This is a genomic window from Pseudomonas sp., from assembly GCF_041601375.1.
GTDB lineage: Bacteria > Pseudomonadota > Gammaproteobacteria > Pseudomonadales > Pseudomonadaceae > Aquipseudomonas.
The window spans coordinates 15,867-30,397 of the sequence record NZ_JBFIIG010000034.1; the positions used below are offsets into that span (position 1 = coordinate 15,867).

Below are 14,531 nucleotides of genomic sequence, written 5' to 3' on the forward strand. Positions count from 1 at the left end.
ATGAATCAGTACCCCCAGAGGTAGAAGCCGGTCACCAGCACCAGCGTCATCAGGGTGATTGCGAAGTAGTCGACGGCGTTCAACGCCCCTGGCCAGTTATTGGCCTGCTCCATCTCCTCGTAAACGCGGATGCGTCGCTCCAGGTCTTGCGCGCGCAGGTTTTCGGCTTGACTGTTCATCTGGACATGACCTCGTATGGCTCTTGTTATTGGCTACCCGATGTGTCCCGGCATAACGCCTAGCGTTATGCCGGTGGTCTGATCCTTTCGTTAGTTCATGGCAAGGTGATCCACACCGCCTTGGTTTCCAGCAGGTGTTCGAGTTGCTCGGCGCCCAGGTCCTTGCCGAAGCCGGACTGCTTGTAGCCGCCGAACGGCATGGCCGGATCGATGGTGCTGTGGGCGTTGACGTACACCGAGCCGGCACGCAGCCGTGGAATCAACCCGTGCACCCGGCCCAGATCGTTGGAGTAGAGCGCCGCAGCCAAGCCATACAGCGAGTCATTGGCCAGGCGTAGCGCCTCCTCGTCGTCATCGAAGGGCGCGGTGACCAGCACCGGACCGAAGATCTCCTCCTGGACGATGCGCATGTCGTTGCGACAACGGGCGAAGATGGTCGGCTGGACGAAGTAGCCAGGGCCTTCGACAGGCTCGCCGCCATACACCAACTCGGCGCCCTCGCCCTTGCCGGCCTCGATGTAGTCCAACACCCGCGCCTGCTGCTGACGGGATACCAATGGGCCGATAAAGCAGTCGGGATCCAGGCCCGGGGCGATCTTCAGGGTGCGGGTGTAGGCGATCAGCTCGGCGAGGAACTGCTCATAGATGCTGCGATGAATATAGGCGCGAGTGCCGGCGTCGCAGACCTGCCCGGAGTTGAAGAACACCCCGTTGGCCACTGCCTGGGCGGCGGCCGGGATGTCGGCATCGTCCAGCACGATGACCGGCGATTTGCCGCCCAACTCCAGGGTCAGACGCTTCATCTGGTCCAGGGCCGCCTTGCCCACAGTGCAACCAACCGGGGTCGAACCGGTGAAACTGAGCTTGTCGATACCCGGATGGCTGGCCATGGCCGCGCCGACCACGCTACCGCGCCCGCTGACGATGTTGACCACGCCGTCGGGGATGCCCGCCTGCTGCACCAGCTCGGCGAAACGTAGTGCCGACAGCGAGGTCAGCTCGGCCGGTTTGACCACCACGGTGCAGCCAACCGCCAGGGCCGCTCCGAGCTTCCAGGCCATGGTCTGCAGCGGGAAGTTCCACGGCACTATGACCCCGACCACGCCTACCGGCTCCTTGCGCGTATAGGCCAGGTAGTTGCCCGGCAGCGACGGCTCGACGGTACGCCCGTGAATCTTGCTGGCCCAGCCGGCGAAGTAGCGGAAAGTGTCGATGGTGCCCTGGATGTCCACATCGCGCGCCTGGGCCACCGACTTGCCCACGTCGATCGATTCGATCTCGGCCAGTTCGGCGGCATTGGTTTCAATCAGGTCGGCCAGACGATGCAGTAAGCGCTCACGCTCCAGCGGCTTGAGCAGGCGCCAGGCGCCGCCGTCGAACTGCGTGCGGGCGGCCGCCACGGCGCGATCCAGATCCGCCGTTGTGCCCATGGGAATGCGGGTGAGCGAGCCTTCGGTCGAGGGCTCGATGACCTCGGCGCTCTGACCGTCGCTGGCCTCGACCCAGGCGCCGCCGATGAACATCTTCTGCGCCTTGGCCAGAAACGCCTGGGTGGCTTCGGAGATACCGAACTGCTGCAGGTACTGTTTAACGATGCTGTCCATGGTTATGCCTCCTGAGTGGCGCGGGCCTGGGCGCGCTCGTGAAAGATGAAGCCGATACTGTTGAGCAGCAGTTGCGCGGCGAGGATCGAGGTCATCCCGCTGGGGTCATATACCGGCGCCACCTCGACCAGGTCCATGCCGACGATATTGCCCTGGCTGCGCTTGGCCAGTGCCTGGATAATTTCCAGCACTTCGTAGTAGAGGAAACCGCCGTGACTCGGGGTGCCGGTACCTGGCGCGATGGACGGGTCGAAGCCGTCGATGTCGATGGTGATGTAGTAGGGCACGCCGCTGGGAATCAGCTCCAGCACGCCTTGCGCGCCGAGGCGGCGCACATCGCGGACCGACAAGATATGCGAGCCGGCACCGCGCGCCGCGTCGTAGTCGGCGCGGTTGGAGGAGGACACGTTGCGGATACCCATCTGGGTCATGCCGACGATATGGTTCATCTCCGAGGCGCGGCGCAGCGGGTTGCCGTGGCCATAGCGCACGCCATGGCGTTCGTCGACGAAGTCCAGGTGCGCATCGAAGTGAATGATATGGATAGGCCCGCGCCCCTCGAAGGCCTTGATCACCGGCGCGTGCACCGAGTGGTCGCCACCCAGCACCACCGGCATGGCACCGGCCTCGAGGATCTTGCGCACGGCGTACTCGGTGTTGGCGTTGCTCGTGACCATATCGGTATGCACGATGTCGGCGTCACCGACGTCGACCATGCGCACGTCCTCGGCGGTCAGGTACATCACGTCGTCCTCGTGGTCGTAGGCGCCGGCGTGACCGAAGGAAAACAGCGTGGAGGCCTCGCGAATGCCACGCGGTCCGAAGCGTGCGCCGGAACGCCATTGGGTGCCCATGTCATTGGGCGCGCCGAGAATCGCCACATCGGCATTCAACGCATCCCAGTCGGTGCACACCGGGGATTTGGCGAAGGTGCAATGACCGACGAATGGCAAGTTCAAGCGGCCGGACTCGTAACTATTGTTCGACATCTTCAGGCATCTCCACTCTTGTTGTTTTGACAATGGGCAAACCTTGTCAGCGTTCACCGTTGCAGTGACTATGGGCGCAGCTTCAGGTGGAAAAAATACTGCACATCAGATACTCATATCGGTGTTTCCGATGTATCGCGAATGGGAGGTTTGGGTGATCCAACTGCATGATGTCGACCTGAAACTGCTCAGGGTCTTCGCCACCATCGTCAAATGCGGAGGGTTTTCTGCCGCCCAGGCGGCGCTGAATGCCGGTCAGTCGACCATCAGCGAGCAGATGGCCCATCTGGAGACCCGGCTCGGGGTCAAGCTGTGCCAACGCGGGCGCAGCGGCTTCCAGCTGACCGAACAAGGGGTGGCAATCCATGAGGCGTCCCTGCGCCTGCTCTCGGCAGTCGAGAACTTCTGCGCGGATGCCGACGTGCTCAAACAGCACATCAGCGGCCAGCTCAACCTGGGCATCATCGACAGCACCATTACCGACCCCGATTCGCCGATACCGCGGGCCACTCAGCGTTTCGTCTCCAGGGGCCACGACGTCCACCTCAACGTCTATGTCGGCGCTCCCGCAGAGCTGGAAGAACGCGTGCTCGACGGCCGCCTGCATCTGGCTGCCGGCCATTTCCCCATCCACGTGCCCGGCCTGTCCTATTCGGCGCTGTACCAGGAAGCCCTGGCGCTGTATTGCGGTCGCCGCCATCCGCTCTACGGCAGCCAGGCCAAGGGGGCCGAACTGCTCAAGGAAGTTGGCGCGAGCCGCATAGTCGCCAGGGGTTACATGCAGCAATACGACCTGGAACAGCTGGGGGTGAGCAAGGCGGCGGCGACGGTGGATAACATCGAGGCGCTGGCCATCCTGATCATCTCCGGGGCTTACCTGGGCTTCCTGCCCATGCATTTCGCCGCACCCTGGGTCAAGAACGGCGAAATGCGCCAGCTGGCAGCGCCGCAACTGCAGCTGATGTCGCCATTCGACCGGATCAGCCGGCGCGGAGTGGCCCCGCCGCCGATTCTCCAGGCCTTCCTCGAAGACCTCGCCGCCTGTTCGCGCACCGGCACCCGCCCCTGAGCGGCACACCAGCGTCCTGGCGCCGGACGGCGGGCAATGTGGTTTGGCCCATATAGGCCAAAGGCGATTCCAGGGTCGCCTCCGGCTGCTCGCCCGGCGACTCTCATGCCAGTTCGCCACGCAACTGGCGCGCCGCCGCCACCATATTGACCAGCGCCGCCTCGGTTTCCGACCAGGCGCGGGTCTTCAGGCCGCAGTCCGGGTTGACCCACAGGCGTTCGGCGGGGATGCGCCGGGCCGCCTTGCGCAGCAGCTCGAGCATCTCGGCGCTGTCCGGCACCCGCGGCGAGTGGATGTCATAGACCCCGGGACCGATGTCGTTGGGGTAATCGAACGCCTCGAAGGCCTGCAGCAGCTGCATGTCCGAGCGCGAGGTCTCGATGGTGATGACGTCGGCGTCCATGGCGGCGATCGACTCGATCACGTCGTTGAACTCGCTGTAGCACATATGGGTGTGGATCTGCGTCTCGTCGCGCACGCCCGAGGCGCACAGGCGGAAGGCCTCGGTCGCCCAGTCCAGATAACCCTGCCATTGCGCCCGGCGCAGCGGCAGGCCCTCTCGGAAGGCCGCCTCGTCGATCTGCACGATCTTGATCCCGGCGGCTTCCAGATCGACCACCTCGTCGCGAATCGCCAGGGCCAGCTGGCGGGCCTGGACCTCGCGACTGACATCCTCGCGCGGAAACGACCACATCAGCATGGTTACCGGGCCGGTCAGCATGCCCTTCATCACCTTGCTGGTCAGGCCCTGGGCGTAGCGGCTCCACTCCACGGTCATGGCCTGCGGACGGCTCAGGTCGCCGTAGATCAGCGCCGGCTTGACGCAACGCGAACCGTAGCTCTGCACCCAGCCGAAACGGCTGAAGGCGTAGCCGTCGAGCTGCTCGGCGAAGTACTCGACCATGTCGTTGCGCTCGGCCTCGCCGTGCACCAGCACATCCAGGCCGAGGTTTTCCTGCACCTCGACGGCGTGACGGATCTCACTGTGCATGGCCGCGGTGTATTCGGCGACGCTCAGCTTGCCGGCCTTGAACGCCTGACGCGCCAGTCGGATCGCCGCGGTCTGCGGGAAGGAGCCGATGGTGGTGGTCGGCAGCGCCGGCAGTTGCAGGCGCGCGCGCTGCTGGTCGATGCGCTGCACGAACGGCGACTGACGCTGGCTGTCGGCTGCGGTAATGGCTGCCAGACGGGCCTGCACCGCCGGCTTGTGGATACGCGGTGACTGCGCGCGGCTGGCCTGCACGGCCCGGCTCTGCGCCAACGCGGCCTGTACCCTGGCGTTCTGCGGCTCATTCAGGGCCGTCGTCAGCAGGGCGACTTCCTCGCACTTCTGCACGGCGAAGGCCAGCCAGCTTTTCAACTCGCTATCCAGCTGGTCTTCACGGTTGAGGTCGACCGGACTGTGCAGCAACGAGCAGCTCGGCGCCACCCACAGGCGCTCACCCAGACGCTCCTGCGCCTGCTGCAGGATGGCCAGGGCCTGCTGCAGATCGGTACGCCAGACGTTACGCCCGTTGACCACGCCGAGCGACAGCACCTTGTACGCCGGCAGACGGTCGAGAATGCTCGGGAACTGCTCGGGTGCGCGGACCAGGTCGATATGCAGACCATCCACCGGCAGGCTGGCGGCCAGGCCGAGGTTATCCTCCAGGCCGGCGAAATAGGTGGCGATCAGCTTCTTGCCGGGGTCACGCTGCAGCAGGTTGTAGGCGCGCTCGAAAGCGTTCTTCCAGGCTTGCGGCAGGTCGAGCGCCAGGATCGGCTCGTCGATCTGCACCCACTCCACGCCCTGGGCAGCCAGGCGCTGGAGGATTTCACCGTAAACCGGCAGCAGCCGTTCGAGCAGCTCGAGCTTGTCGAAGCTCTTGTCTTCAGAATCAGCACCCTTGACCTTGCCCAGCCACAGATAGGTCAGCGGGCCGATCAGTACCGGTTTGACCCTGTGCCCCAGGGCGTGGGCCTCGTGGACCTCCTCGAACAGCTGTTCCCAGCTCAGCTGGAACTGCTGGTCGGCACTGAACTCGGGGACCAGGTAGTGGTAGTTGGTGTCGAACCACTTGGTCAGCTCCTGGGCATGGGCAGCGCCGCAGCAACTGCTGTGGCTAACGCCGCGCGCCATGCCGAACAGGGTTTCCAGGCTTGGCTTGCCGCTGTGCGGACGGAACCGCTCGGGGATCACGCCGAAGGTCAGCGAGTGGGTGAGTACCTGGTCGTACCAGGCGAAATCGCCGACCGGCAGCAAGTCGATACCGGCGTCTTTCTGCAACTGCCAGTGGGCGGTACGCAACTGGCGGCCAACCGACTGTAGGCCGGCTTCATCCAGCTCACCTTTCCAGTGAGCCTCCAGGGCCTTCTTCAGTTCGCGGTCGGCGCCGATGCGCGGGAAACCCAGGGAATGGGACAGGGCCATGGCAAAACTCTCCATATAAGTGATGGCAAGGATTGTCCGCGACCATAGACAATGAAACAAACTCAAGATATTCGAGTTAACTACAAATTATTTTCATGATACAGAACCCCATAGCCAACCTCGTCACGACAGGCGAACCTCAAGCCGGCAACGGCCTCCAAGTTAAGGTGAGTCACAATCCCTATCGCCGAGATGCCAATGGGCAAGCAAGAACCGAGCAACCTCCAAGAGCTGCTGCGACACCTGCAGCAGTCCGGCGCCGACTCGAAACGGATCGCCTTGGCCAACCTGATGGAAGCCACCGGGCAGCGTTCGTTCGGCCCCTTGCTGTTCCTGCCCGGTTTGATCGCCCTGTCGCCCCTGTCCGGGATTCCCGGGCCGCCGAGCACGGTCGCGGTAATGGTGGCGCTGATTGCCGGCCAGTTGCTTTGCGGGCGGCGGCATATCTGGCTGCCGCATTGGCTGCTGACACGCAGCCTGTCGCGCAGTCAGTTCGAGCACGCCTTGCAGGTTGTCTATCCCATGGCACGCTGGGTGGACCGCATGGTGCAACCCCGCCTGACCCTGTTCACCCATGGCCCCGCGCTCTACGCCAACGTCCTGCTGTGCTTGTTGATCGCCCTGAGCATGCCGCCGCTGGAACTGATTCCCTTCGCCAACTCGATCAACGGCGCCGCCCTGACCGCGCTGGGCCTGGCGCTATTCACCAATGACGGGGTGTTGGCCCTGCTGGCGTTCGCCTTCAGCATCGGCAGCCTGTATCTCCTCGCCCAGGCATTTCTCTAGCCCCATCCCGGATTGCGCCAGGGCTTGAGCCATCGCCGCACGCGGTCCAACTGGCATTGCCCGGCCTCTGTAGCCTGGATAAGCGCCGCGCAATCCGGGAGCGGTCTTGCAGGCGCCAGCTTGTCCCGACCTGCCTGCGCGCAGCCGACGGGCAACCTCGCCCGGGCTCGACAGCTCCCAGACCTTGAGGGACACTGGCGACTCGTTCAATGAGCCGATTTCATACAAACGGCATTTTCCCTATACCGGCCCGAGCGGGCAGCGCGCCGCCCGGCAAGCATTCCACGAACATTCACAGAGAAGTCAGGTCGCCATGCTCGAACTCCGCCACTTGAAAACCCTGCACGCCCTGCGCGAAAGCGAGAGCCTGGTGGACGCCGCCGAACGCCTGCACCTGACCCAGTCGGCACTGTCGCACCAGTTCAAGGAGCTGGAGGAGCGCCTCGGCCAGCAGCTGTTCGTGCGCAAGACCAAGCCGGTGCGCTTCACCAGTGCCGGCCTGCGCCTGCTGCAACTGACCGATGCGGTGCTGCCGCTGCTGCGCGGCGCCGAGCGCGACCTGGCCCGCCTGGCCGGCGGTACCGCCGGCCGCCTGCACATGGCCATCGAGTGCCACAGCTGCTTCCAGTGGCTGATGCCGACCATCGACCAGTTCCGCGACGCCTGGCCGGAGGTGGAGCTGGACCTGGCCTCGGGTTTCTCCTTCGCCCCGCTGCCGGCCCTGGCCCGGGGCGACCTGGACCTGGTGGTGACCTCGGACCCGCTGGAGCTGGCCGGGATCACCTATGTGCCGCTGTTCACCTACGAGGCCATGCTCGCGGTGGCCAACCAGCACCCGTTGGCCAGCAAGCCGTTCATCCAGCCCGAAGACCTGGCCACGGAAACCCTGATCACCTACCCGGTCGAGCGCGACCGCCTGGACATCTTCACCCGCTTCCTCGAACCGGCCGACGTCGAGCCCGCGCAGGTGCGCACCTCGGAGCTGACGGTGATGATGATGCAGCTGGTGGCCAGCGGCCGCGGCGTCTGCGGCCTGCCCAACTGGGCGCTGCACGAATACAGCTCGCGCGGCTACGTCACGGCCAAACGCCTGGGCGACAAGGGCCTGTTTGCCACCCTCTATGCCGGCATCCGCAGCGACATGCTCGACTCGCCGTTCATGCGCGATTTCCTGCTCACCGCCAAGGACACCTCCTTCGCCAACCTGGAAGGGGTCAGCGTGGCGCGCTGAATGACTGAAAGCCTCTATAGCGGCCAGCCGGCTGCCGCGATGGGCGCACCACATCTGCAGGAGCTCCGTCTCAGCTACGCTGCCACGCCGTCGCGCAGCTAACTGGGCAGGAGCCAGCCATAGCCCTGCTCGATCGCCAATCGCGCCAATCAGCACTCATGACCTGGATCAATAGCATCTGGCCGACCCTGGGCTTTAATCAGGGCAACAGCACTGACCAGACGCGGAAGCCCAACTCATGATCCAAGCGATGCGCAGCCGCCATACAGGGCTCGCCAGGAATCTGGTGGCGCTTTGGTTCGTGCTGTTTTTCGCCTGTTCCTTGGCCCATGTACAGGCCGCCGCCAGCACGGCCATGGGTGCAACCGCGACCAACCTGGCGAGCGTTCTGCACAGCAGTCCCTGCCATGCCCAGCATGACCTTGGCGCCGCCCCGGCGGATGCCTGCAATGCCCTGCAGAACTCGCCGCTCAACCAGCAGATACTGACGCTTCTGGCCCTGATCGCCCTGTTCGGGCTGGCCGCGGCCTTTGGCGGCCTGTTCATCGGCTGGCCCAGGCAGCTGCGCCGCGCCCCGCCTGCACCAGCAATCAGCCCCGGCCTGCCCAGGCCCGTGCGCCAGCGCCTGCATCGCTATAACGAATAGCGCCCCTCTCCCCGTTGAAATTCGCCACCTTGCAGCGCTGGCCACAAACCACCCTTGCAGGTTGGCCACCCCGGTTTTCTGGAGAGGTCTGCCATGCCCCATGACCCTCGCCATGCCCCAGCAGCCAGCAACCCCTGGCGACTCTGGCCGGCCCTGTTGCTGTTCGCCGCCATCACCCTGTTCTTCCTCTGGGAAGAACACCAGGCCCATCTGCTCGGCGCCCTGCCCTACCTGATCCTGCTGCTCTGCCCGCTGCTGCATCTGTTCATGCACCGCGGTCATGGCCGGGGCAGCAAACGCCCCCACCCAGACATGGATCAGAAACGACCAGCCTGCGGCCTCAGACCATGAACGCAGCCGAACCAAGCAGGCAGCGACAAAACGCAGTGCTGATCGTGCCCGGCATGGGCAGCGACCACTGCGCCGGCCTGGTCAGCCAGTCGCTCAAGCGTATACAGGGCGTCGCCGAACTCAGCACCAGCATCGCCAGCCACAAGGTGCACATCGAGTTCGATGCCGACCAGACCGACCTGGACGTGCTCAAACAGGCGGTCGAGCAGGCCGGCTACGAGGTGGCCAGGGCGGAACTGGCCGGCACCAGTGGCGAAGCCAGCGGGATCGAGGAGGAGGAACAGTACCTGCGCGACGCCTGGCGGCGCATGTGGCTGGCCGGCGTGCCCACCGGCCTGATCATGCTGATCATGGCGGTGGAAATGTTCTGGTTCAGGCTCCCGGGTTATCTGGCGATGGTGGCGCTGCTGGCCGTGGTGCCGGTGTTCATCGCCGGCCGATTCACCCATAAATCGTCCTGGCGGGCACTGCTCAATCGCACCGCCAATATGGACGTGCTGATCAGCCTGGGCAGTCTGCCGCCGTATTTCATCGGCCTGGTGGGGTTCTTCTTCCCCATGACCTCGTTTATCGAGATGGCCGCCACCATCATGACCTTCCACCTCATCGGCCGTTACCTGGAGGCCCGCGCCAAGGGCCGCGCCTCCCAGGCCATCCGCAAGATGCTTGAGCTGGGCGCCAAGAGCGCCGTGCTGCTGCGCGACGGCGTCGAGGAGCAGGTGCCGATCGAGGCGGTGGTGGTCGGTGACCTGATGCTGGTGCGCCCCGGCGAGAAAATTCCCAGCGACGGCGAAGTGGTCGAGGGTAACAGCCATGTCGACGAGTCCCTGGCCACCGGCGAATCGCTGCCGAAGGAGAAGGGGCCGGGCGATCCGGTGATCGGCGCCACCCTGAACAAGGAAGGCCTGCTCCAGGTGCGCGCCACCAAGGTCGGCCAGGACACCTTCCTCGCCCAGGTGATCGAACTGGTGGAGCACGCGCAGAGTTCCAAGGTGCCGATCCAGGAATTCGCCGACCGCATTACCGGTCGTTTCGTACCCGCGGTGATCGTCATCAGCCTGCTGAGCCTGGCCGTCTGGCTGATCGCCGGCGAATCCTTGCGCGGCATCCTGGTGTGGGGCGCGACCTGGCTGCCCTGGGTCGATGCCGAGCTGTCAGCACCGCTGGTAGCGCTGCTTTCCGCTGTTGCGGTACTGGTGATCGCCTGCCCCTGCGCCCTCGGCCTGGCCACCCCGACTGCGCTGATGGTCGGAGCCGGCCGCGGCGCCGAGCAAGGCATCCTCTATCGCTCCGGCACCGCCATCCAGATGTTCAAGGACATCAAGGTGATGGTCTTCGACAAGACCGGCACCCTGACCCTGGGCAAACCGGTGGTCACCGACTGCCTGGCCGACGCTGACGGTGAGGCCAACGAGTTGCTGCGCCTGGCCGCCAGCGTCGAGCACGGCTCCGAGCACCCGATCGCCCAGGCCATGGTCGAACGCCTCAAGGAACTGGATCTGGCCCTGGGTGCGCTGAGCGAATTCCAGGCGCTCAACGGCCTGGGCGTGCAGGGGCAGGTGGATGGCCAATTGATCCGGGTCGGCAACGCGCGCTGGATGCAGGACTGTCAGGTGGACACCGCGGCCCTGGCCGGCCAGCTGGAAACCCTGGAGAACCAGGGCAAGACCGCGCTCTACGTCGCCAGTGGCGAGCAGCTGATCGGCGTAATCGCCGTGGCCGACACGCTCAAGGAGGACGCCCAGGCGGCCATCGCCGCACTGCGCGACATGGGCATTCATACCGTCATGCTGACCGGCGACAACCCGCGCGCCGCCGCGCACATTGCCGAACAGGTGGGCATCGACAGCGTGCATGCCGATGTCCTGCCCAGCGGCAAGGTCGAGGTCATCCGCCAGTTGCAGGACGAGTACGGCCAGTGGGTGGCCATGGTCGGCGACGGCATCAACGACGCCCCGGCGCTGAAGCAGGCCAATGTCGGCATCGCCATCGGCACCGGTGCCGATGTGGCGATGGAAGCCGCCGACGTGATTCTCATCGGCGAACGCCTGAGCGGTCTGGTGGAAGCGGCGCAGCTGTCGCGCCTGACCTTCCGCAAGATCGTCGAAAACCTGCTCTGGGCCTCGGCCTACAACGTCGCCGCCATTCCCATCGCCGCGGTCGGCCTGCTCCACCCGATGATCGGCGTGATTGCCATGACCGCCAGTTCGCTGTCGGTGATCGCCAATTCCCTACTGCTCAAGAGAGCCCCCTTGAGCGCCCTACGCAAGACTCAATGAAAACCAGGCAGGAGAAACACCATGAGCACTTTCACCTACAAATCGCTGACCGCCTTCGCCCTCGTCGGCACGCTGCTGGCCGCCCCGGCCTTCGCCGAGGACGCCCATCACCCCGAGCAGCTGGCGCAGAACCAGCAGGACATGCCCATGGGCCAAGGAATGGGCCAGGGAATGGGCCAAGGCATGGGGCAAGGCATGGGCATGATGGACTGGTCGCAGATGCAGGAGATGATGCGGCAGATGCACAACACCAATGATCCCCAGCAGCGCCAGAAGATCCGCAGCGAACACCGCCAGGCCCTGCGCTCGCAGATGGGCATGATGAACCAGCGCATGCAGCAGAGCCAATGCCCGCTGGCCAAGGATGCGCCCATGCAGCAGCAGTGCCTGCGGGACATGCACCAGAATATGCAGAACATGATGCAGATGATGGAGCAGATGCTGGAAAGCCAGTCCGTGCCGAACGGCCAATAAGCCTGGTATTGCGCCCAGGGCCGCGATGCTCTCGCGGCCTTGGGCGTTACGCTGTTCGTAGCCGGATAAGCGCAGCGCAATCCGGGATTGCCACCCTCCCGGATTGCGCCAGGGTTTATCCAGGCTCCGGGATTGCGGACCGGCGTAGGGCGGGTGCAACCCGCCGGGCCTCGCTCTGCTCTCTGCCTTGGCAGGTTTCACCCGCCCTACAGGCAGTAGGCAAGCGTTTTCTCACAAGCCCTCACTCCAGCGGCTGGCCGGCCTTGGCGATGGCGCGCCAAGTCGTGCCGGCATCCTTTGACAGATAGACGTCACGCTTGAAGGTCGCCATCGCCCATTCCGTTGGCTGCGCCGGGTTCTGTGCAAGATAGGCGACGGCATCCTCGTCCAGCTCGGGCACGCCGAGCGCGGTGACTTCGCGCGTCTGCAGCTCCAGTCTGGATAGCTTGGCCGCGTCGCCATAGCTGCCGAACCATAGGCTGCTGCCGTCGAGGCTGAAGGCGGCGCTCACAACCTGTTCGCCTTCGATGACCGCCCTGAAGCGTTGACCCGCATCGCGCGACAGGTACAGGCCGGCGCCGGTCGCCACCGCGACCACCCGGCTGTCGCTCGGATGCACCGCCAGTGCGGTCGGCGCCTCGCCAATTCCCTGAGCGGATGCGCGCTGCCAATTGGCGCCATCGTTGCGGCTGTAATACAAACCGGGGGTGCTCATCCGCGAATTCGGCCGACTGTTGTAGACATAGAGGGTGGCGCTATCGAAACCGCCGGCCATCAGGTGAAAATCCGACTCGCCCTGTAGGCTCAGTTGCTGCCAGGTGCGCCCTCCATCGCTGCTCTTGATCACGCCGAACGGATTGACCAGATCGCTGCCGGGTTCCGGGTGTCCACTGCTGTAGATCGCCCGACGTGTCGCGGCAAACCCCATGTAGTCGTGCTGCGGCCCAGAAGCCTTGCTCCAGCCTTCCTCGCTGTAGAGGGCCAAGCCGTGGTGGCTGGGGATCATCAGGCGCTGGCCGTCTTCGCTGTAGGCCAGGCCGTGCACATGCGTCAGGCTGACTGCGGGGTCGCCGCAGGCGGCGAGGCTGGCGAGGGTAGCCAGCAGCCCGAGTCTGGCTGCGCCGCGTAGTAGGGATGTCAGGGGCATCATCGCTTCTCCAAGTGAGGGGCCATCTGTGCCAAGGCCTCTTTGGAAAAAGAGGCGCCTGATCCAGGCGCCTAGCAGGCCGTTGAAAAACGTAGGCGAGGCAGGCGAGACAAGGCAAAAATGGCCGAAAAAGCGGAATTTACTGGTGTAAATGAGCATTTTGAGGCCATTTTTAACGCCGTATCGCCCACGCAGGTAGTTTTTCAATAGCCTGCTAGGGCCAACCTCCAAACCAAAGTAGCAACGGGAGGATGGCAGGCACAGTTACCCATGGTTTGAGTCATATCACTGACTCGATAGACCGACCCGGCGAGAGGGTGTAGCTCACCGGATCGGCCATGCTTGGCGCTATTGCTGCAGCGGCTTGATCGACAGCAGCGTCGCCTGCATGCCTGCGCTCTTGAACGCGAATATCACCTGTTGGCCGACCTGCACTTGAGACAGTTGCCCGGGCGTCGCCTTGAAGCCCATGGTCATCGCCGGCCACTTCAGCGCAGGCACGGGGCCATGGGCGATGGTGACACGGCCTTTCTGGCTGTCGATGGCCTTGACGGTGCCGGAAGCCTGGGCGGTTGCCGCAGCCCCCGATTGCTCCATCTGCATCTCTTTCATGGGCATCTCGTCCATGGGCATGACAGGCATTTCGGCGGCGAAGAGCGGTTGGCCGAGGAGCAGCGTCAGTGCACCCAAGAGGCTGTAGTTCATGCGAGTTTTCCTTCTGCTGGACCGGGTATGAATTCAGAGGTCTTGCGTCGCCGCATCAATCTATAGGCCGCCGGCAACACGAACAGCGACAGCAGCGGCGCGCTGAGCATGCCGCCGACCATGGGCGCGGCGATGCGGCTCATCACCTCGCTGCCGGTGCCGCCGCCGAGGAGGATCGGCAGCAGGCCGGCGATGATCACCGCCACGGTCATGGCCTTGGGCCGCACACGTTGTACCGCGCCTTCGCGGATCGCCTCGACCAGCGCCTGCTCGCTGCTGTCGCCGGCTGCCTCGCGTTCGGCCCAGGCGTTCTTCAGGTAGAGCAGCATGATCACGCCGAATTCCGCCGCGACCCCGGCCAGGGCGATGAAACCGACCCCGGTGGCCACCGACATGTGGTAGCCGAGCAGGTAGAGGAACCAGACCCCGCCGGTCAGGGCGAACGGCAGCGTGGCCATGATCAGCAGCGCCTCGCCGAAGCGGGCGAAACACAGGTAGAGCAGGACGAAGATGATCAGCAGGGTGGCCGGCACCACCAGTTTGAGCCGCGCGTTGGCCCGTTCGAGGAACTCGAACTGCCCCGAATAGCTCAGGCTGATGCCCGGTTGCAGGGTGACCTGCTCGTCGATGGCGGCGCGCAGATCGGCCACCACCGAGGCCA

General features: G+C 64.7%; 14 protein-coding genes. 7 read left to right on the forward strand and 7 right to left on the reverse strand.

Annotated features, from left to right (window positions below):
* Positions 1-5: 5 nt before the first annotated feature.
* The 3 genes from ABZE94_RS07190 to speB all read right to left on the reverse strand — a co-directional run bounded on the left by ABZE94_RS07190 (position 6) and on the right by speB (position 2,772).
* The gene (locus ABZE94_RS07190; RefSeq protein ID WP_372874855.1) at positions 6-179 is read right to left on the reverse strand and encodes a hypothetical protein; all 174 of its coding nucleotides are present in this window, start codon (positions 177-179) and stop codon (positions 6-8) included.
* 95 nt (positions 180-274) lie between these two features.
* Entirely contained in the window at positions 275-1,783 is a 1,509-nt protein-coding gene (locus ABZE94_RS07195) for an aldehyde dehydrogenase (RefSeq protein WP_372874856.1), read from the reverse strand.
* 2 nt (positions 1,784-1,785) lie between these two features.
* The gene (speB, locus tag ABZE94_RS07200; RefSeq protein ID WP_238044366.1) at positions 1,786-2,772 is read right to left on the reverse strand and encodes an agmatinase; all 987 of its coding nucleotides are present in this window, start codon (positions 2,770-2,772) and stop codon (positions 1,786-1,788) included.
* Between the two features lie 154 nt (positions 2,773-2,926).
* On the opposite strand from speB, the gene ABZE94_RS07205 reads away from it, so the two are divergent.
* Complete coding sequence (locus ABZE94_RS07205; RefSeq protein ID WP_372874857.1) at positions 2,927-3,841, forward strand: LysR family transcriptional regulator; 915 nt, start codon at positions 2,927-2,929, stop codon at positions 3,839-3,841.
* 103 nt (positions 3,842-3,944) lie between these two features.
* On the opposite strand, the gene metE is transcribed toward ABZE94_RS07205, so the two are convergent.
* On the reverse strand, positions 3,945-6,251 hold the full coding sequence (metE, locus tag ABZE94_RS07210; protein WP_372874858.1) for a 5-methyltetrahydropteroyltriglutamate--homocysteine S-methyltransferase: 2,307 nt from the start codon (positions 6,249-6,251) through the stop codon (positions 3,945-3,947).
* Positions 6,252-6,449: 198 nt separating this feature from the next.
* On the opposite strand from metE, the gene ABZE94_RS07215 reads away from it, so the two are divergent.
* The 6 genes from ABZE94_RS07215 (at position 6,450) to ABZE94_RS07240 (ending at position 12,018) form a co-directional block, all read left to right on the forward strand.
* Complete coding sequence (locus ABZE94_RS07215) at positions 6,450-7,037, forward strand: exopolysaccharide biosynthesis protein (RefSeq protein ID WP_372874859.1); 588 nt, start codon at positions 6,450-6,452, stop codon at positions 7,035-7,037.
* A 313-nt stretch (positions 7,038-7,350) separates the two neighbouring features.
* Positions 7,351-8,268, forward strand: a complete 918-nt coding sequence (gene metR / locus ABZE94_RS07220) for a transcriptional regulator MetR (RefSeq protein ID WP_372874860.1) — start codon at positions 7,351-7,353, stop codon at positions 8,266-8,268.
* A 286-nt stretch (positions 8,269-8,554) separates the two neighbouring features.
* Positions 8,555-8,914 (forward strand): hypothetical protein, encoded by a 360-nt coding sequence (locus ABZE94_RS07225; RefSeq protein WP_372874861.1) that lies wholly within the window; start codon positions 8,555-8,557, stop codon positions 8,912-8,914.
* A 93-nt stretch (positions 8,915-9,007) separates the two neighbouring features.
* Positions 9,008-9,265, forward strand: a complete 258-nt coding sequence (locus tag ABZE94_RS07230; RefSeq protein WP_372874862.1) for a DUF2933 domain-containing protein — start codon at positions 9,008-9,010, stop codon at positions 9,263-9,265.
* The gene (locus tag ABZE94_RS07235) at positions 9,262-11,544 is read left to right on the forward strand and encodes a heavy metal translocating P-type ATPase (RefSeq protein WP_372874863.1); all 2,283 of its coding nucleotides are present in this window, start codon (positions 9,262-9,264) and stop codon (positions 11,542-11,544) included. Before ABZE94_RS07230 ends, ABZE94_RS07235 begins: the two co-directional genes overlap by 4 nt.
* Before the next feature lie 21 nt (positions 11,545-11,565).
* Positions 11,566-12,018 (forward strand): hypothetical protein, encoded by a 453-nt coding sequence (locus ABZE94_RS07240; protein ID WP_372874864.1) that lies wholly within the window; start codon positions 11,566-11,568, stop codon positions 12,016-12,018.
* 241 nt (positions 12,019-12,259) lie between these two features.
* Here the strand turns inward: ABZE94_RS07240 and ABZE94_RS07245 are convergent, their stop codons facing one another.
* The 3 genes from ABZE94_RS07245 to ABZE94_RS07255 all read right to left on the reverse strand — a co-directional run.
* A complete protein-coding gene (locus tag ABZE94_RS07245) occupies positions 12,260-13,165 on the reverse strand; it encodes a F510_1955 family glycosylhydrolase (RefSeq protein ID WP_372874865.1) in 906 nt (301 codons plus the stop codon).
* 348 nt (positions 13,166-13,513) lie between these two features.
* Positions 13,514-13,870 (reverse strand): copper-binding protein, encoded by a 357-nt coding sequence (locus ABZE94_RS07250; RefSeq protein ID WP_372874866.1) that lies wholly within the window; start codon positions 13,868-13,870, stop codon positions 13,514-13,516.
* The coding region (locus ABZE94_RS07255) for an efflux RND transporter permease subunit (RefSeq protein WP_372874867.1) at positions 13,867-14,531 on the reverse strand (665 nt) is incomplete at its 5' end. The genes ABZE94_RS07250 and ABZE94_RS07255, both read right to left, overlap by 4 nt.

Bases quoted from the DNA above. Each gene is read 5' to 3' on its own strand.
- ABZE94_RS07190 (WP_372874855.1), bottom strand. From the start codon at position 179: ATGAACAGTCAAGCCGAAAACCTGCGCGCGCAAGACCTGGAGCGACGC.
- ABZE94_RS07195 (WP_372874856.1), bottom strand. From the start codon at position 1,783: ATGGACAGCATCGTTAAACAGTACCTGCAGCAGTTCGGTATCTCCGAA.
- speB (WP_238044366.1), bottom strand. From the start codon at position 2,772: ATGTCGAACAATAGTTACGAGTCCGGCCGCTTGAACTTGCCATTCGTC.
- metE (WP_372874858.1), bottom strand. From the start codon at position 6,251: ATGGCCCTGTCCCATTCCCTGGGTTTCCCGCGCATCGGCGCCGACCGC.
- ABZE94_RS07215 (WP_372874859.1), top strand. From the start codon at position 6,450: ATGGGCAAGCAAGAACCGAGCAACCTCCAAGAGCTGCTGCGACACCTG.
- metR (WP_372874860.1), top strand. From the start codon at position 7,351: ATGCTCGAACTCCGCCACTTGAAAACCCTGCACGCCCTGCGCGAAAGC.
- ABZE94_RS07230 (WP_372874862.1), top strand. From the start codon at position 9,008: ATGCCCCATGACCCTCGCCATGCCCCAGCAGCCAGCAACCCCTGGCGA.
- ABZE94_RS07235 (WP_372874863.1), top strand. From the start codon at position 9,262: ATGAACGCAGCCGAACCAAGCAGGCAGCGACAAAACGCAGTGCTGATC.
- ABZE94_RS07240 (WP_372874864.1), top strand. From the start codon at position 11,566: ATGAGCACTTTCACCTACAAATCGCTGACCGCCTTCGCCCTCGTCGGC.
- ABZE94_RS07245 (WP_372874865.1), bottom strand. From the start codon at position 13,165: ATGCCCCTGACATCCCTACTACGCGGCGCAGCCAGACTCGGGCTGCTG.
- ABZE94_RS07250 (WP_372874866.1), bottom strand. From the start codon at position 13,870: ATGAACTACAGCCTCTTGGGTGCACTGACGCTGCTCCTCGGCCAACCG.